We start from the raw sequence: 17,868 nt of genomic DNA on the forward strand, positions 1-17,868 counted from the left end.
CTTACTTGGACTGATTGTCGGCTCGTGAGTTGCGCTCGGCATCCACGACCAGGGTTTGCAGATCTGCAGACAGCTTGGCCAGTTCCGCCGCCGCCTGACGCATGCTTTCCACGCCGGCGTTGGTGCTCTTGGCGGCCTCTGCCACACCGCTGATGTTGGTTGCCACTTCGTTGGTGCCCTTGGCGGCATCGCCAACGCGGCGGCCCATTTCATTGGTGGTGATGGTCTGCTCTTCCACTGCGGAGGCGATGGAGCCCTGTACCTGGCTGATGTGGTGAATCACTTCGCTGATACGGGCGATGCCTTCGATAGCGCCTTTCACATCTACCTGGATAGCTTCGATCTTCTGGCCGATGTCCTCGGTGGCCCGGCCGGTTTCCTTGGCCAGCTCTTTCACCTCGTTGGCCACAACGGCGAAGCCGCGGCCTGCATCACCGGCACGCGCCGCTTCGATGGTGGCGTTCAGTGCCAGCAGGTTGGTTTGCTGGGCAATACCGGTAATGACCTTGATCACCTTGCCAATCTCGGCACTGCTGGTGCCCAGGCTGCTGATGGTGGTGTTGGTGCCTTCGGCGATGCTTACCGCCTCGTCAGCAACGCGGGCGGCGTCGGTGGCGTTTTTGGCGATTTCCTTGATGCTGGCACCCATCTCTTCAATGCTGGTGGATACCGCCTGTACGTTTTCGTTGATGTCATCGGCAGTGTTCACCGCAGAGTTCGCTTCGCGGCTGGTGATAGCAGCGTTGGAGCCCATCTGGTCGCTGGTGGCGATCATTTCTTCGGAAGAGGTCGCCAGTACTTCAACGGTGCCGCGGATACGTTCTTCCAGCAGTACCTTCTCGGTGACGATTTCCCAGGTCAGCATCGGGCCCACATAGCTGCCTTCAGCATCGTAGATGGCGTTCACCAGCAGGTCGGCCTTCTCGTCGCCAATGCTGATGCGGGCGCGATAGGGCAGGTTGGTGGGATCGGACAGGATGCGGCGCTGGTGTTCGGGATGCTTGTGGAAGATATCGATGTTGGTGCCCAGCAGCTCGCTGGCCTTGATCGGCAGATGCGCTTCCAGATTCTTCATGGTGACACTGGCCGATGGGTTCAGATATACGATCTTCAGATCCCGGTCACACAGGAACACATTGGTGGGCATCTGATCCACCATGTTCATGACCCGGCGGAACTCGTTTTCCTGACGCAGTTCGGTGGTCACGTCATCCCAGCACACGGTGTAGCCGGCGATCTTGTTTTCGCTGGTGGTCACTGCGTTGATACGGGTGCGCAGGGTGACCCCGCCGAAGTTGAAATCCGCAGAATGGGGCAGGGCATTGGGGTTGCGAAGAATGCTCTCTACCCGTTTCGGATCACGGTGGAAACGGTGGATATGGCCGTTGAGAATTTCTTCAATACGCACGCCGAAGGTGTTGTAGATCGGCTGGGAGATGGTGGCCAGCGTTTCGGTAGCACGCGGGTTGATGTAGACAATGTTCAGGTTGGTATCGGCAACGAAGACATTGGCCTGCAAACTCTCGAGCGTGGCTTTCACCCCTTCCAGACTGTCGGTCACGGAGGTTTCGATGTCCACGTCACGCAGTGCTGCATCGCTGCCTGCCTGGCTGCCGTTGTTTTGATTAGTATTGGGCTCGTTCACGATTTGCTCCTTGAGAGGTGCTACTGCCTGCATGATTTGTTCGGCAAGGTCGTCGTCTACGCCAACCGCCAGCAAGGTCTCATGAAGATGTTCAGCGACCTTGCCGAAGGATTTGGCAGTGATGTTCAGGGATTTGTGGGCTTCATCCATGGCCCGGCCGTCGTAGTTCTGAGGGCCGCCCAGCGCCTGGCTGAAGAATTTGACCTGAAGCTTTTCCAGGCCCTTTCGTTGCTTGTGACGAAAGAAGGGGGCGAGTGTTGGATCTGCCAGCACCCGGTCATAGAACTCCGACACCACCGCCTTGATGGCAGGTTCGCCGCCTACCTTTTCGTAGATGGAGTCGGTATTGATATTGTTCTGTTCATTACTCATCAGTCACTGTCCTTGTCGCTGGCTATTGCAATACGCTGCGTGTGTTTTCACTCAGGGAGCGGGTACACATCTCGTCTTCAAGCAGAGTGTCTAGGTCAAGTAGCAGATGCAGGTTGCCCTGCACGGAAAAAACGCCATACATGAAGCGTCGCGCGGCGCCTTTCAGGGTTTCCGGCGGCGCTTCGATGTCGTCCGGGTTGATGGTGATGATGTCGCCGATCTGGTCGACCATCAGGCCCACCTGTTCGCCGTCGTGGTTGATGATGATGTTGAAGATGTTGTCTTCCCCATCGTCGTCATCGCTACGGACTTTCTCTTCCAGGCGTAACACCTTGCGCAGGGCGATGGCCGGAACGATACGACCGCGGATGTTCATCAGGCCCATGACCCCGGGCGGCGCCAGCGGTATATCGGTGATCTGGTGGTTGGCCAGGACTTCCTGCACGTTGTCCACGATCACGCCATAGCTCTTGTCGGCCACGGTAAAGGTGCAAAGTAGTTGATCAGTGTTCATCCCGGCCTCCGTTGTTCATGTCACGGTAGTGGTTGAACAGGGCGTCACTGTCGATGAAATCAGTGATGTGCCCCTGGAGGATGCCGGCACCGAGAATGCCGTCGGACTTGGCGACTTTCTCGATATTGGCCTTGTCGTCGGAGACGATGTCGATGATGTCGTTGACCACCAGGCCCACCTCACCAAACTCGGTGGGTTGCACCACGATGCGGATCATCTCGTTATCGTCATGCTTGTCAGTATCTTCTCCGAGGCGAATCAGCGGCAGGATCTTGCCGCGGTACTGAATCACTTCCCGGCCGGCGGAGTATTCGATCAGGTCGCGGCTGACTTCTTCGAGACGGGAAACCTTGGACAGGGAAATGGCGGAACGGCCGGTTTGCTCGTTGGGACGAACCAGCAAGAAGTTTTCCGCCACGTTGATGGGCTGATGGCTCTGGTCGTCCATATGTGCCTGCTGGTTGAGTTTGCGATCCTGGCGGGTGACACCGGCGAAGTCGGCGGTGGATTTCACATCCAGAATCAGGGCCACGCGGCCATCACCCATGATGGTGGCGCCGGCGAAGCAGGGGTTGTCCTTGAGCAGGCGGCCCAATGGTTTGACCACGATTTCCTCGGTGTCACGCACGTCATCCACCAGCAAGCCGAATTCCTGCTGGTCTGCGGTGAGCACCAGAATGAACTGGTCGTGCTGCTTTTCCGGTGTGCCCATGTGCATCAGGGAGCGCATGTCCACCAGTGGCAGCAGGCGACCGCGCAGGCGATACACCAGGGCGTCATGGACTGTCTGGATATCTTCTTCCAGCTTGTCGGCTTCCACGTAGACCACTTCCAGCAGGTTGACCTGGGGGATGGCGAAACGCTGATGCAGACAGCGGACAATCAGGGCCGGGACGATGGCCAGGGTGAGCGGAATCTTGAGTTTGAAGGTAGTGCCTTTGCCCGGCGTGCTCTTGATGTCGATGGAGCCGCCAATGCGTTCCACATTGTTGCGCACCACATCCAGACCGACACCACGGCCGGACAAGTCGTTGACGGTTTCGGCGGTGGAGAAGCCGGGCTGGAAGATATAGCGAATCTTTTCCCGCTCGGTCAGCGAATCCACCTGGTCGGGGTGTAGAAGGCCGGCGGCCAGTGCCCGGGCGATGATTTTCTTGCTGTCCAGACCTTTGCCATCGTCGGTGATTTCAACGGTGACATTACCGCTTTCATGGTAGGCGCTGAGGGTCAGGGTCCCGGCTTCGGGTTTGCCAGCGGCCACACGGGTTTCGGGGGATTCGATGCCGTGATCCACGGCATTGCGTACCAGGTGAATCAGCGGATCGCGAATCGCTTCCAGCAGGCTGCGGTCCAGTTCGGTATCGCCACCCTTGAGGATCGGGGTGACTTTCTTGCCGGTTTTCTTTTCCAGGTCACGGAGCAGGCGCGGGTAAGTGGCCCAGGCGTTGCGGATGGGCTGCATGCGCGTCTGCATCAGGCCTTCCTGCAATTCACTGGTGACCAGATTGAGGCGCTGGGAAAGGTTGACCAGCTGGGAGTCGTTCTGGCTGGCGGCATGTTGCAGCAGCTGGTTGCGGGTCAGTACCAGTTCGCCTACCACGTTCATCAGCTTGTCCAGGAGGACAACATCAACGCGTACCGTGCTGTCGGAGGGCGTCGGGTTTGCGGCTGAAGGGTTGTCAGGATGGTCGTCTTTTTCTTCCAGGTCGGAGGCAACGGTTTCCGCCTCTGCCGCTGTAGTGGTTTCCCCCTTTTCTGCAACCGGTTCCTCGCTGATGGTCACTGCACTGGAGGTTTCCACTTCCGGTTCAGGAATCACCACGGCTGGTTCGTCGGCACTTTTTTCCGGCACCAGTTCGTGCAGTCGCGCCATCAGCGCGTCGGGAGCGGAATCACCATCGTTGCCGTCGTTGTTGATGCGCTTGAGGAAAACCCGGATTTCATCCACGCCATCGAGCAGCGCGGCGGCGATATCCAGATCCATTTTCAGGTGCCCGTCGCGCATGGCGCCGAGGATGTCTTCCATCAGATGGGTTAGCGCTTCCAGGTGACTGAACCCGAAAAATCCGCAGGTGCCCTTGATGGTATGAATGGCCCGGAAGGCGCTGGCGACACATTCGCTATCGTCCGGAGCGCGCTCCAGGGCGACGATGTCCTGTTCCAGTTGCGCCAGATTCTCATCGCTCTCGATCAGGAAGCTCTGTAGCGCTTTATCATTTTGTGGCATGACCAGTCCCGGTTATGTGGTTGTTCTTTTATGCGGTCAGGCTGAAGTTTGTTTCATCAGGGAAGTCAGTCGCATCACCGATCGCAGATCGCTGTCGTGGGGCGGTTTGACCAGGTAGTTGTTGCAGCCGGCCTTGTGGCCTGCCATGTGGGATTCGGCGGAGGTGATGCTGGAGAGCATGGCGATACGGGCGGTGACCCCCATTTCGCGCAGCTTGCTGCAGGCCTCCAGCCCGCCCATGCCGGGCATTTCCACATCCATGAAGATCAGATCGAAGTCGGCTTTCTCGGCGCAGGAGAGGGCTTCATTGCCATCCACGGCCTGGAATACTTCGATTTCAAAGGAGTCTTCGGCGAGTTCGTAGAGTTTGGCGATGATCAGGCTGCGGACGGCGGAACTGTCATCCACCACCAGGATGGAGAGTCGATTGTTTTCTTGCTGTGGTGCCAGTGCTGCTTCCATAGTCGGCCTCAATGTAGCAATGAGGTGACGAAGTGGTTTTGCCACTTCTCCCTGTGCCTGCTGGTGGGCAGGCTTACGTGTTTAGAAGTAATGGATCAGCAGGGAAGGGGAAACAATTTGTGGACCAGTGGTCTATTGATGGCGACATCTGCTTTATATGTTTTTTGGTTATAAAACACTGATGTCAGTCACAAATTCCAATCCCTGGTAGAGCCATTGCCGTCTTATTCCTTGACGACATATTCACGGTAATCCTCAACAGTCCCAGTACGCTCCTTCCGGGGGACGAGTGCAACAAGGACTAGGATGAACGGAATTTTTTTAGCCATAGGTATTAGCGGCACCAGAAAGCGGCAAGAAACAAGCAGTAAGGGAGGGCAGGGGCAAAAACGGGCACAAAAAAAGCCCGCCAAAGGGCGGGCTGGGGAAGTGTAATCGGTTCGGGCCGTCAGTCGTGGCGGCCGTTGAGGGGCACGCCGGAGAGCTTCCTGACCACCACATAGAACAGCGGGATAAAGAAGATCGCCAGTACGGTGGCGGTGAACATGCCGCCGAATACCCCGGTGCCGATGGCGTTGCGGGCGCCAGCGCCAGCGCCGGTGCTGATCATCAACGGGGTCACGCCGAGCATGAAGGCCAGCGAGGTCATCAGGATCGGGCGTAGCCGCATGCGCACCGCCTGCAGTGTGGCTGACAACAGGTGCTCGCCTTTCTGTTCCAGCTCCAGGGCGAATTCCGCAATCAGAATGGCGTTCTTGGCAGACAGGCCAATCGTCGTGAGCAGGCCTACCTGGAAGAACACGTCATTGTTGAGGCCGCGGAAGGAGGCAGCCAGTACCGCACCGATCACACCCAGCGGTACCACCAGCATTACCGCGAACGGAATCGACCAGCTTTCATAGAGTGCTGCCAGACACAGGAACACCACCAGCAGGGAAATGATGTAAAGGGCTGGAGCCTGGTCACCAGACTGGCGCTCCTGATAGGACATGCCAGTCCACTCGAAGCCGAAGCCGGGGGGCAGTTTGGCGGCCAGCTCTTCCATGGCGATCATGGCGTCACCGGTACTGTAACCGGGGGCGGCATTACCCTGGATATTCACCGAGGAGACGCCGTTGTAGCGCTCCAGTTTCGGGGAGCCGTAGGTCCAGTGGCCGGTGGCGAAGGCCGAGAAGGGCACCATGTCGCCCTGGTTGTTGCGCACGAACCAGTCGTTGATGTTCTCCGGCAGCATGCGGTAGGGCGCATCGGCCTGCACATAGACTCGCTTGACCCGGCCGCGGTCAACAAAGTTATTCACGTAGCTGGAGCCCCAGGCAATCTGCAGGGTGCTGTTGATGTCGCTGATGGACAGGCCAAGAGCACGGGCCTTCTGCTGGTCGATGTCGATCTGGTACTGCGGGCTGTCCTCCAGGCCGTTGGGCCGTACGCCGACCAGACGCGGATCCTGGCTGGCCATACCGAGCATCATGTTGCGTGCATTGATCAGGGCTTCGTGGCCCTGGCCAGCCTGGTCCAGCAGCTGGAAATCGAAGCCGCTGGCGTTGCCCAGCGCCGGAATAGAGGGCGGACTGAGGGCGAACATCATGGCTTCACGAATGGTCGAGAAGTAGCCCATGGCCCGGCCGACTACCTGGTTGGCACCATCCACGCTGAGATCCCGCTCGGACCAGTCCTTGAGGTTCACAAACGCCATACCGGCATTCTGGCCACGACCGGTGAAGCTGAAGCCGGCTACCGTGAAGAGCCCGTCTACGGCGCCGGATTCCTCGTTAAGGTAGTAGTCTTCCATCTTCTTCAGTACATCCACGGTCTGCTCCTGGGTGGAGCCGGCCGGCAGGGTCACCAGAGTAAACAGGATCCCCTGATCTTCGTCAGGCAGGAAGCTGGAGGGCAGGCGCAGGAAGCTGAAGCCGAGTACGCCAACAATGACCACATAGATGAACAGGTAGCGGCCGCGTTTTCCGAGAATCTTCTCGACGCTGCCCTGGTACTTGCGGCTGCTGCGGTCGAAGCTGCGGTTGAACCAGCCAAAGAATCCCTTGTCGGTCTGATGCTCGCTGTCCTTGGCCTTGAGCATGGTGGCACAGAGGGCAGGGGTGAGGATCAGGGCCACCAGTACCGACAGCACCATGGCAGAGACGATGGTGATTGAGAACTGGCGATAGATGGCGCCGGTGGAACCGGGGAAGAATGCCATGGGCACGAAAACCGCAGACAACACCAGGGCGATACCCACCAGAGCACCGGTGATCTGGCCCATGGATTTGCGGGTGGCTTCCTTGGGCGGCAAGCCCTCGTCGTGCATGACCCGTTCCACGTTTTCTACCACCACGATGGCGTCATCCACCAGCAGGCCAATGGCCAGCACCATGCCGAACATGGTTAGTGTATTGATGGAGTAGCCGAAAGCGGCCAGTACCGCAAAGGTACCCAGCAAGACTACAGGCACGGCCAGGGTCGGGATCAGGGTGGCGCGGAAGTTCTGCAGGAACAGGTACATCACCAGGAAGACCAGGACGATGGCCTCGAACAGGGTGTGCACCACCTCCTCAATGGAAATGCTTACGAAAGGAGTGGTGTCGTAGGGGAACACCATCTCCATCTTGTCCGGGAAGAACGGTTCCAGCTCGGCCAGCCGCTTGCGCAGCAGATCGGCGGTTTCCAGCGCATTGGCGCCGGTTGCCAGGTTGATGGCGATACCGGTGGCCGGCTTGCCGTTGTAACGGCCGGCAATGTCATAGCTCTGCGCGGCCAGTTCTACCCGCGCTACATCTTCCAGAAACACCTGGGAGCCGTCCGGGTTTACCTTGAGCAGGATGTTCCTGAACTCTTCGGTATTCTCCAGTCGGGTCTGGGCGATGATGGTGGCGTTGAGCTGCTGGCCTTCCACCGCCGGTGCGCCGCCCAGCTGGCCACCGGCCACCTGGTTGTTCTGCACCCGAATGGTCTGCACCACATCCTGGGGGGTGAGATCGAATTTGTTGAGCTGGTTCGGATCCAGCCAGATACGCATGGCGTAGGGGGCTCCAAACAGCTGGATCTGTCCCACGCCGGCCACCCGGCTGATGGGATCCTGAATGTTGGAGGCCACGTAGTCGGCAAGGTCGGCACGGGTGAGGCTGCCGTCCTCGGAAGTGAAGCCAACCACCATCAGGAAGGAGTCAGAGCTCTTGGTGACCTGCATGCCTTGCTGCTGAACTTCCTGGGGGAGCAGCGGTGTGGCCAGCTGCAGTTTGTTCTGCACCTGTACCTGAGCGATGTCCGGATCGGTGCCTGGCGCGAACGTCAGACTGATCTGGGCGTTACCAAAAGAGTCACTGCTGGAGCTCATGTACATCAGGTTATCGATGCCGTTCATTTGCTGTTCGATAACCTGGGTAACGGAGTCTTCCACCGTCTGTGCCGATGCACCGGGATAGTTACCGGCAATGGTCACCGCGGGCGGTGCCACCGTGGGGTACTGCTCAATGGGCAGCGTATAAATCGCCAGGGCGCCGGCCATCATCATGATGATGGCGATCACCCAGGCAAAGATGGGGCGGTCGATAAAAAATCTGGCCATGGGATTCCCGCTTCTCTGAAAGCTGCGTTAGTGGTCGACGTTAGCGGTGTTGTTGGCGCTAGCCTCGGTGTTCACCGGGCTGACGGGCATGCCGGGCTGGATACGCTGCAATCCATCCACGATCAGCCGGTCACCCTTGTTGAGGCCCTGGCTGATCAGCCACTGGCTTTTCACTGCTCGCTCGGTAGTCACGTTGACCTTCTTCACCATGTTGTCGCTGTCGATCAGCATGGCGAACGCCTGGCCGGTGGGGTCGCGGGAAATACTTTTCTGTGGAACCAGAATGGTGTTGCTGCGCTGCCCTTCGGGGAGGCGGCCACGCACAAACATGCCGGGCAGCAGATCGCCATCGGGGTTCGGGAACAGGGCGCGCAGGGTCACGGAGCCGGTGCTTTCGTCCACTGCATATTCGGAGAACTGCAGGGTGCCAGCCTGCCCATAGGCGCTGCCGTCTTCCAGCAGCAGGGTGATGCGTGCCTGGTCTTCACTGACCTGCTCCAGCTCACCGGCGGCCATGGCCTGACGCAGCTGACGCAGTTCGTTACTGGACTGGGTCAGATCCACAAAGATCGGGTCCAGCTGGCGGATGGTGGCCATGGCCTGGGCCTGATTGGCGGTGACCAGTGCCCCCGCGGTGACATTGGAGCGGCCGATGCGGCCATCGATGGGAGCACTGATGGTGGCGTAATCCAGATTGATTTGGGCGCTCAGCAGGCTGGCGCGGGCAGCGGCCACGGCGGCCTTGTTCTCATCCAGTTGGGCGCGAGCTTCGTCGTATTCCTGCTGGCTGACAGAGCGTTTTTCCAGCAGCTGCCGGAAGCGCTTTTCACGCAGCTCATTGGAATGCAGAGTGGCCTGGGCACGGGCCAGCTCGGCACGGGCGGTAGCAACAGCGGCGCGGTAGGTGCGGTCATCAATCTGGTAGAGCGGCTGGCCGGCTTTCACTTCCTGACCTTCCTCGAACAGTCGCTCCTTGATGACGCCGCTGACCTGGGGACGCACTTCGGCAATGCGATGCGCAGTGGTTCGGCCGGGCAATTCCCGGTCGAGGGTGACGGTTTCGGATTCAACCGTAATGAAACCCACTTCGGGGGCCTGTTGCTGCATCTGGCCTTGTTGGCCGCCGTTGTCGCTACAGCCTGCCAGCTGCAGGCCAAGGATCACAGCCATGGTGGAAAGAATGAAACCGCTGCGCATAGTGACCTCTATTCCCTGGATTCACGCCATAACCATTGTCAGGAGACAGTGGGGCGGAGTTGTAATAAAAATGAATCAAGTTCATTATAAATACATACATCCCTGAATGTATACAGTGGACAACGCGGTTCGTTCGACTTTTTCGATCTTTACCCACAGGGCACCCCATGGTTCGACGTACAAAATCAGAAGCGCTTGCCACCCGCGAGCGGATACTGGACGCCGCCGAGCAGGTGTTTCAGCACAAGGGAGTCCTGTCCGCCTCTCTTAACGATATTGCCTCTCAGGCAGGCGTAACTCGAGGAGCGATCTACTGGCATTTCAAAAATAAACATGACGTCTTCATGGCCATGGTCGAACGCGGCCGGCTGCCGTTCGACATGCTGTCGGAAAAGGTGGAGGATCCGCAGGAGCCGGACCCGCTTGGCAAGCTTAGTGAGTTCATGGTGTTTGTGTTGCATCGAGTAGTGACAGACCCGGCTCAGCAACGGCTGATGGAGATCATGTTTCACAAATGTGAGTTCAGTGGTGACAATCAGGAACTGCTGGCCCAACAACGCACCAAGACGCGGGAGTCCTGTGAGCGCATTGGCAGGATGCTCGGCAATGCGGTACAGCGGGGGCAGTTACCCGCCACGCTGAATTTGAAGCGCGCTGCCATCTGGCTGCACAGCCAACTTACCGGTGTGATCATGCACTGGCTGCTGGCTCCCAATGACCTGGACCTGGCCGGGGAGGCGGAGGGCATCGTGGCAACCAGCCTTGGTTGTCTGCAGTCTTCCCCCTTTCTTCAAGACCGGGCTCCGACCTGAGCCGGTGGCTGCCCTTTCCCTTTAGAACCTGACAGGACGATTTCATGCACAACCCTCCTCATTGCCTGATTGTCGGCGCCGGTGCCATCGGCAGCTTTTACGGTGCCTTGCTCAAACGTGCGGGCTGCAAGGTCAGTGTAGTGATGCGCTCGGACTATGAGCTGGTCGCCCGCCAGGGGTTTCAGTTCGAGAGTCCACTGGGGGATCTCTCATGGCAGCCCGATCATGTCTACCAACCTGGAGACATCCCGGAACAGGCGCCGGATTATCTGCTGCTCTGCGTCAAGGTGATCCCCGGTGTGGACCGGGCCGAGCTGGTGCGTCCCTGGATGGGCGAGCACACCGTGCTGGTGTTGATCGAGAACGGTCTCGATATCGAGCGGGAGTTGGCCGAGGCCTGGCCGGGGCGGCCGCTGGTCAGCTGTCTGGCGTTTATTGCCGTGAGCCGCACGGCGCCGGGCCAGATCACTCACCAGGCCTACGGACAGCTGGTGATGGGCAATTTCCCCGGTGGGTATGACGAGCATTGCCAGCGCCTGAGTGGCCTGTTCCGTGAGGCGGGTATCAAGGTGGAGGAGAGCGAGGCGATTGTCGGCGAACGCTGGCGCAAGTGTGTCTGGAACGCGGCGTTCAATCCGCTCAGCGTACTGGCCAATGGTGCTGACACCCTGACCATGCTCGACACCGAGGGCGGCGAGGCGCTGGTTCGTACCCTGATGGCAGAGGTGATGGCAGTGGCGAAGGCGGATGGTTACCCGCTGCCTGAGGATCTGATCGACAAGAACATTCCCGGCACCCGGGCCATGGGCGCCTACAAGAACTCCATGGCGCTGGATTACCTTAACGATCGTCCCCTTGAGCTGGATGCCATTCTTGGCAATGTGGTGGCCATTGCCGGGCAACATGGGGTGCCGGTTCCCCATCTGGAGACCATTCTGGTGGCGTTGAAGATGCGTCAGCCGCAGCCCTGAAGGGCATTTACCTTTACTAAACGCCGTAGCAAGAATTGCGAACGGCCTTCAAAGCTGCCGTGGGATGAAAAAAATCGTCATGCCACGGTTTTTTTTGTCAGTCTTTTGTTAAGCAACAAATTGATAAACGCAAAATGGCTGGAAAAAACGGCATTGGTTGAAGACCCGATAAAAGCAGGGTTTTTCGAATGAGACATGGCGAAAAAAGTGTCTCTCTATTTTTTTGGGTAGATAAATCCATGATTTTTGTACCTTTCTGAATTACAAACGATAACGCGCGGATACCAGCGCACCATCGAATGCATGCCCCCCTGTCGCTGACTATGTAGTCCGAAAACAAGAACAGGGTGAAATGATGCGCACAAAAAAACTCCTCACCGTTTCCGGCATGGCGCTGCTGCTTCCGTTGCTGAATGCCTGCGAAGAAGCACCGGATGTCTTCAACGAACCGAACCCAGGGGCGGCACTGATTTATGCCTATCCCGCGGATGGCATGGTCGATCTGCCCACCGGCAGCAAAATGGTGCTGACCTTCTCCACCTCTATCAATGCTGCCGCATTGAGCGCAGATTGCGACCTGGTTGGTGACAACTATGTGGGGCCGATCTGTCTTGCCGACAGCGAAGGGCAGCTGGTGGATCTGTCTGCTGCAGTGCTGACCAACAGGGGCCGCACCCTGACTTTCTCCATGAAGAATCTGCGAGAAGGTGAGGAATACCGCCTGTGGATGACCAATGACATCGCCCGTCGGGTGGTCAACCTTGGTCAAGAGGGGCCGGTGGTGACATTCCGTACTCGCCAGTACGCCACATTGCCTAACGCGGCTCCGGAAGTGCTGGCCATCAACATGGAGAAACCGGAGGTCTACCTGCCGGATTCCGGTGTTGAAGGTCGTTTCCCGTTCATGGATTTCGCCCCTGTTCGCCTGACCTTTACCGAGCCGCTGGTGCAGACTTCCGTGCAATACGGCAGCACTGTGAGCCTGGTGCATCTGCTGCGTGACGAGCAGGGTGAACTCACCGGTGAAAGCGAGCTGGTGGAAGTGAACATGCTCTCCGAACGTCAGTACATCACCCTGGATCCCCGTACTGATCTGATCGGTGGCGAAACCTATCAGGTGACCCTCAGCGGTATTCAGGATTTCGATGAAACGCCGGTGGCGGATGTGACCTACGAGTTTGTGCCGCTGCTGTCCAAGGCGTCTGTGGAAGACGAGAACCCGGAAATCCGTCAGCTGATGAAAGCGGACCCGACTCTGGGGGAAGCGGGTTATCCGTCCATTTCCCGTCTCCATGGTGAGCCGCTCAACCAGTTCAATCTGGAAACTGTCGCCCTGGGCACTACCCGCGTGGATACCAAGCCGGTGACCCTGGAAGGCTGGCTGGGTCGTCCTTCCCAGTTCCCGGATGCGACCCCGGTAGTGGCCCGTGCCGGCCAGCAGTTGCGCATCACCGGTATTGATCCCATCAAGCTGGGCGGGGAAGTGGATACCAAGATCAGCTCCGGCGATATCATCGGTACCTTCGTGACGGATGTGACCGGCTTCCTGACCAAGAACCCCTATCGTCCTGACGGTGTGAACCCGGATGATGATCTGGCGCCGCTGCATGTGTACATGGACTTCGATCTGGCCATGCACGCCGAGAACGCCAACGGTAACGGTTCCATCAACCAGAACCTGATGCATATCCGTGCCGTGGGTGTGGTGGATGTGAAAGACGGGGCGCTCACCTTCGAAGTGTTCCGGACTCTGGAGCTGGACCTGTTCAGTGGGGCTACCACGGTAAGTGCGGACTTCGCGCTGGGTGTTCGCGCCGATGTGGACTTCCCGTTCGATGAATCCAACACCGATCCGCTGATCGTTACCGGTGCCTTGCCGGTGGATGGTGAGCCGGCTGCAGATCCTGCCGACAACATCATCGTGACCTTCAACGAGCCGGTAGATGTGAGCACCCTGCCGGGCGTGACCCTGACCAACCTGACGGCCGGTGTCGATGTGCCGATCCAGGTTCGCAGCACCGGTTCTGCGGTAGTTGTGACCCCGCTGGGCGGGATGGCCCGTGGTGCCGATTTCCAGCTCAACCTGGGTTCCAGCATTGCCGATATGGGTCTGTATGAGCCGTCTCCGCTGATGCTGTCTCCTGACGATGCCACCTTTGGTGACGGCATCATCAACTTCACCACCTCCAGCTATGAAGCTACCGCCATGCCTGACGCGGCACCGCTGCTGATCGGCATGTACCCGGGTATTGGCTGTGCGCTGGTAGATACCGAGCTGGAAGAGGGCAAGGCCGGTCGCTGTGACGGTGGTATCAGTGCCGAAGACGCGGCTGCTGATGACAACTATGAGCCGGATTACCTGTACAGCGACTTCCTGTACGACGTCAGCCGTCCCATTGAAATGACCTTCAACCAGCCCATGGACCTGGAGACCCTTGCTCCCGGCACGATTTCCGTGGACGGCAGCCAGTGTGATACCGGCGCCATCTGTATGGGCGCACTGGTGAACAGCAGCTGGGAAACCATTCCGCTGTCGCTGGTGAAAAATCCGCTGCGTGCCCGGGCCTACCCGGAACCGAACCGTGTCACCGTGGGTGAGCAATACCGCATTGTGATCAATGGTGGCAACGATGCTGCCGGCGTGTTCCGCAGTGATCTGGGTTATGCCCTGAACACCGATCCCCTGAATGGCATTGGTAACCCGGATTGATCGCGAAACCATAAAGCGGGACTGCAGGAAAGCATAAACCTGAATTTCTTTTTTCTGAAGGTTACAGGCTTCAGCCGCCGAAATTCCCGCACCAAATACAGTCAGCGAAGCTATACACGCGCCGGTTTCTAGCCACACGCCCTGAAGTCGCTAGGTCTTTCACCCTTCCAGCGCTTAAAGGCCTGGGCAAATGCCGCAGGGCGGTATAGCCAAGTATCAGGGCTATCTGCTGGATGCTCATCCGCGTTGAGCCAATCAATTGGACCGCCTTTCGCCGGCGAGTCTCATCCAACAGCTTCTGAAAGCTGCTACCAGACTCGCGCAGCCGCTACTTCTCGTAGGCAGGGACACCCATCGGCCCCGGGCTTTAGAGCTTCCCTGACCCGCGGAACGATGTTGGGCTCGCCCCCTATCACCTGAGCGGCAATGTCTTTCTCCAGCTCCTCGATGGCCAACTTGGGGGGATTACAGATATACCCCTGAATTCAAAGACGAAGCGGTGAAGCAAGTGCTTGATCGTGGACTTAGTATCGCAGAAGGATCCTAGCGCCTGGGCGTTTCTCAGCATAGCCTGTACAAATGGGTAAATGCAGTGAAGCCGGACAAATCCGAAGTTCAAGAGCAGGAATTACAGGACGCCAAGCCCGAGATCCTTAAACTCCGTTCAGAGTTGAAACGCACAGAAGAAGAAAGGGATATCCTGAAAAAGGCCGCAAGGTACTTTGCAAGCCAGCCCGAGTGAAGTACCAGTTTATTAACGAACATCGTCATGAGCATCGGACACGAACCATGTGTCGAGTGCTCACAGCGCTCTCAACTATGTGCCGCCTGCTGAGTACGCTCAGAAGGCGGCGTAACGTGATGAAATCTCATCGAGCCAGCGGTGCCAACTCGGGGGAAAGGTCAGGCGCAACCCTTCTTCACAAGGCCATAACAGAAAGGGCCTGCAAAGCAGGCCCTGTGTCGATTACTTGGCTCTGTTAAACAGACTGTCAGGCTGAGCTGGCATCCGCCACTGTGGCGCTTTCCAGTTCGGCAATGCCGCTGCGCGCATTGGCCTGGGCCGCCAGCACCCGTTCTTCTTCAGAGGCGTATTTGCGGTCCCACTCCAACACCTTGGGCGTCATCAACTTATGCCATAGCGGTGGAATCATCGCGACAACAATAGTGGTGAGGTAACCACTGATCATCATCGGGGCATCCGGGAATGGCTTAAGATCCTGGTAAGGCACCTCACCTTGAGCATGGTGGTGTGAGTGACGAGTCAGGTTAAACATTGTCCAGGAGCTAATCCGCTTATTGGTATTCCAGGAATGACGCGGCTGGACCGGCGTGGTATCCGGGTTACGCACCATGCCGTAATGTTCCATATAGTTGACAATTTCAAGCAGCGATTTACCCCATAAGGCGCACGCAATAAAGAACAGAGCAGCCGTCACACCACCAATACCTGCTGCCGCGACCACCAGTAGAACACTCATAAAATGCCCACGAATGACAGCATTGTGCCAGGAGAAAACACCCTGTCGCTTGCGCGTCAGGCGCTTCTTTTCAATATTCCAGGCACTGATATTACCCTTAATCGTTGATGCTAGGATATGAAAATACACATTACGCCCACGTGGCGCTGTAGCCGGGTCTTCCGTGGTAGAGACATAGCGGTGATGGCCATACACATGCTCAATTGAGAAGATCGTGTCAAAGCTGAATGCCAGCAACCAACGACCAATAAACATGGATACCGGATCCCAGGTGCGATGTGTGAGCTCATGGCCGGTAATCGTGCCAACCATGCCAATCATCAAACCGGTCACAATCACCCCAGATATATGGTGCCCAAACGCCGTCGCATCACGTGCTGCAATGACGTCATAGCCGGTCAACTGTGTCACCAGGGCTCCAAAGCCCAGTGCATCGCCCGTGCTCACACTCCAGATAAAGCTGAAAACAATCAGCATCAACAGTGGCAACGCCATCCACAGCTGCACCGTCAAAATCGCCGGGTGCTTAAAGGTTGGTGTTGAAGCATCATCACCGCAAATGCCATCACCAATGATATAAAGACTAAAAATAGTGATCAAACCGATAGTGACGTAGCCACCGCCGGCCAGCAACGCGGCAACTGCTAACAGACCCACCAGGTGAAACAGAAAATATTTTAAGTAATGAAAGATAGCCATAACGTATTCCTCTTCTTACTATCAATAACTGCTTTCTTTTAATTCAATCCTTCTTTTTGGCCAATCAGCTAACGACTAACTGGCCGCAGAAACAACATCCTGCTGTGTCGTAAAACGATCTGCATGGATATCCTTGCCCTCCACGCCAAGGCCTCGCAATATGTCGGTTGCCGCATCAATCATCACTGGCGGGCCACACAGATAAGCATGCGCCCCGTCTTTTAATTGCTGCTCAATTTTCTCCGTCACAAAACCACGCGCGCCCTGCCAGGAAGACCCCTCAGCCTCTTCTGACAAAACCGGCTCAAAGTGAAACTCTCCCTGCCAGCTCTGCTGTATTGCCTGAATCTCCTCCAGCGCATACAGATCGCGCTGCTCACGAGCGCCAAATAGCAGCGTTGCAGGGCGAGATACTCCATCAGCAATCGCCCCCTGAAGCAGTGCAATAATCGGTGCCAGACCGCTGCCACCTGCAATCAACAACATCGGTTCAGTGCCGGGACGAAGCCAGAAGTCGCCCATTGGGCCTTCTAGCGAAATTGACTGCCCAACAAGCTCGCGCTCATTAATCGCAGTGGAGAAGTAACCACCGGGAACCTGACGAACAAAAAAACTGACCTGCCCATCTGGAGACGAAGGCGTGGCAAAAGAGTAGCTGCGGCTCATTTCACCCACTGACTCAACGCTGATATTGGCGTACTGTCCGGGCTTATATAACAGCGCTTCATCGAGTTGCAGGGCAAGGCGGGTAATGTCATGGGTCAGCTTTTCCTGGCCGATCACACGACCGGCAACGGTGCGCACATGAGCCTGCGCACTCAAGTCAACCTCAATCTTGATATCCGTTTTCGGAACGCTCTGACAAGCCAGAATATAGCCCTGGTCCAGGTCTTCATCAGAAAGGATGTAGCCGGTTTCCGTCAGCTCTTTGACCTTGCCCTCTTCGAGCTTACACTTGCAAGTCGCGCAACCACCAACGCGACAGCTGTAGGGGAAATTGATCCCTTCACGCAAGGCCGCCTGCAACAGCGTTTCTTTAGGGTTCACGGTTACTGGCTGACCATTAATATAGGCCGTCTTGGGTTCTTTCTTTGCAAACATCGAAAACATAGTTACACCATTACGGTCGAGATACTTCCTAACCCCTTTATCGTAGATAGCGTCAGCCCTGCCGGGGAGGTTTGATATTGACATTGAGGGGTCATTTTCTGAC

At 57.3% G+C, this 17,868-nt stretch carries 11 protein-coding genes and 1 pseudogene; 4 read left to right on the forward strand and 8 right to left on the reverse strand.

Going from position 1 to position 17,868, the window contains the following annotated elements:
* Window position 1 precedes the first annotated feature (1 nt).
* The 6 genes from MWU49_RS00090 to MWU49_RS00115 form a co-directional block, all read right to left on the reverse strand.
* Entirely contained in the window at window positions 2-2,017 is a 2,016-nt protein-coding gene (locus MWU49_RS00090) for a methyl-accepting chemotaxis protein (protein WP_246966720.1), read from the reverse strand.
* Window positions 2,018-2,039: 22 nt separating this feature from the next.
* Entirely contained in the window at window positions 2,040-2,531 is a 492-nt protein-coding gene (locus tag MWU49_RS00095; RefSeq protein ID WP_246966722.1) for a chemotaxis protein CheW, read from the reverse strand.
* A complete protein-coding gene (locus tag MWU49_RS00100; protein ID WP_246966724.1) occupies window positions 2,521-4,758 on the reverse strand; it encodes a chemotaxis protein CheW in 2,238 nt (745 codons plus the stop codon). The genes MWU49_RS00095 and MWU49_RS00100 overlap by 11 nt, the downstream gene beginning before the upstream one ends.
* A 36-nt stretch (window positions 4,759-4,794) precedes the next feature.
* Window positions 4,795-5,220: a response regulator gene (locus tag MWU49_RS00105; RefSeq protein WP_246966726.1), complete on the reverse strand. Its 426-nt coding sequence runs from the start codon at window positions 5,218-5,220 to the stop codon at window positions 4,795-4,797.
* A gap of 448 nt (window positions 5,221-5,668) precedes the next feature.
* Window positions 5,669-8,785 (reverse strand): efflux RND transporter permease subunit, encoded by a 3,117-nt coding sequence (locus MWU49_RS00110; RefSeq protein WP_246966728.1) that lies wholly within the window; start codon window positions 8,783-8,785, stop codon window positions 5,669-5,671.
* 27 nt (window positions 8,786-8,812) lie between these two features.
* Window positions 8,813-9,982 carry an efflux RND transporter periplasmic adaptor subunit gene (locus MWU49_RS00115; RefSeq protein WP_246966730.1) on the reverse strand — a complete coding sequence of 390 codons (1,170 nt, stop codon included), beginning with the start codon at window positions 9,980-9,982 and terminating at the stop codon, window positions 8,813-8,815.
* 167 nt (window positions 9,983-10,149) lie between these two features.
* Here MWU49_RS00115 and MWU49_RS00120 point away from each other — a divergent pair, with 167 nt between their 5' ends.
* The 4 genes and pseudogenes from MWU49_RS00120 to MWU49_RS00135 form a co-directional block, all read left to right on the forward strand.
* Window positions 10,150-10,794: a TetR family transcriptional regulator gene (locus MWU49_RS00120; protein ID WP_246966732.1), complete on the forward strand. Its 645-nt coding sequence runs from the start codon at window positions 10,150-10,152 to the stop codon at window positions 10,792-10,794.
* A 44-nt stretch (window positions 10,795-10,838) separates the two neighbouring features.
* The gene (locus MWU49_RS00125; RefSeq protein WP_246966734.1) at window positions 10,839-11,765 is read left to right on the forward strand and encodes a 2-dehydropantoate 2-reductase; all 927 of its coding nucleotides are present in this window, start codon (window positions 10,839-10,841) and stop codon (window positions 11,763-11,765) included.
* Window positions 11,766-12,117: 352 nt separating this feature from the next.
* Window positions 12,118-14,475, forward strand: coding sequence for an Ig-like domain-containing protein (locus MWU49_RS00130; protein ID WP_246966736.1), 2,358 nt, complete (start codon window positions 12,118-12,120; stop codon window positions 14,473-14,475).
* Window positions 14,476-14,974: 499 nt separating this feature from the next.
* Window positions 14,975-15,243 (forward strand): annotated as a pseudogene (locus MWU49_RS00135) (transposase); the annotation flags it as partial.
* A gap of 224 nt (window positions 15,244-15,467) precedes the next feature.
* Here the strand turns inward: MWU49_RS00135 and MWU49_RS00140 are convergent.
* On the reverse strand, window positions 15,468-16,655 hold the full coding sequence (locus MWU49_RS00140; protein ID WP_246966738.1) for an alkane 1-monooxygenase: 1,188 nt from the start codon (window positions 16,653-16,655) through the stop codon (window positions 15,468-15,470).
* Window positions 16,656-16,730: 75 nt separating this feature from the next.
* Window positions 16,731-17,765, reverse strand: a complete 1,035-nt coding sequence (locus tag MWU49_RS00145; RefSeq protein ID WP_246966740.1) for a 2Fe-2S iron-sulfur cluster-binding protein — start codon at window positions 17,763-17,765, stop codon at window positions 16,731-16,733.
* Window positions 17,766-17,868: the final 103 nt, after the last annotated feature.

The sequence above is a fragment of the Alcanivorax sp. S6407 genome, assembly GCF_023016115.1.
In the GTDB taxonomy this organism is placed as follows: Bacteria; Pseudomonadota; Gammaproteobacteria; order Pseudomonadales; family Alcanivoracaceae; genus Alcanivorax.

What these genes read in the sequence shown, in the direction of transcription:
- MWU49_RS00120 (WP_246966732.1), top strand. Translation starts at nt 10,150, where the DNA reads ATGGTTCGACGTACAAAATCAGAAGCGCTTGCCACCCGCGAGCGGATA.
- MWU49_RS00145 (WP_246966740.1), bottom strand. Translation starts at nt 17,765, where the DNA reads ATGTTTTCGATGTTTGCAAAGAAAGAACCCAAGACGGCCTATATTAAT.
- MWU49_RS00130 (WP_246966736.1), top strand. Translation starts at nt 12,118, where the DNA reads ATGATGCGCACAAAAAAACTCCTCACCGTTTCCGGCATGGCGCTGCTG.
- MWU49_RS00095 (WP_246966722.1), bottom strand. Translation starts at nt 2,531, where the DNA reads ATGAACACTGATCAACTACTTTGCACCTTTACCGTGGCCGACAAGAGC.
- MWU49_RS00140 (WP_246966738.1), bottom strand. Translation starts at nt 16,655, where the DNA reads ATGGCTATCTTTCATTACTTAAAATATTTTCTGTTTCACCTGGTGGGT.
- MWU49_RS00105 (WP_246966726.1), bottom strand. Translation starts at nt 5,220, where the DNA reads ATGGAAGCAGCACTGGCACCACAGCAAGAAAACAATCGACTCTCCATC.
- MWU49_RS00100 (WP_246966724.1), bottom strand. Translation starts at nt 4,758, where the DNA reads ATGCCACAAAATGATAAAGCGCTACAGAGCTTCCTGATCGAGAGCGAT.
- MWU49_RS00115 (WP_246966730.1), bottom strand. Translation starts at nt 9,982, where the DNA reads ATGCGCAGCGGTTTCATTCTTTCCACCATGGCTGTGATCCTTGGCCTG.
- MWU49_RS00090 (WP_246966720.1), bottom strand. Translation starts at nt 2,017, where the DNA reads ATGAGTAATGAACAGAACAATATCAATACCGACTCCATCTACGAAAAG.
- MWU49_RS00110 (WP_246966728.1), bottom strand. Translation starts at nt 8,785, where the DNA reads ATGGCCAGATTTTTTATCGACCGCCCCATCTTTGCCTGGGTGATCGCC.
- MWU49_RS00125 (WP_246966734.1), top strand. Translation starts at nt 10,839, where the DNA reads ATGCACAACCCTCCTCATTGCCTGATTGTCGGCGCCGGTGCCATCGGC.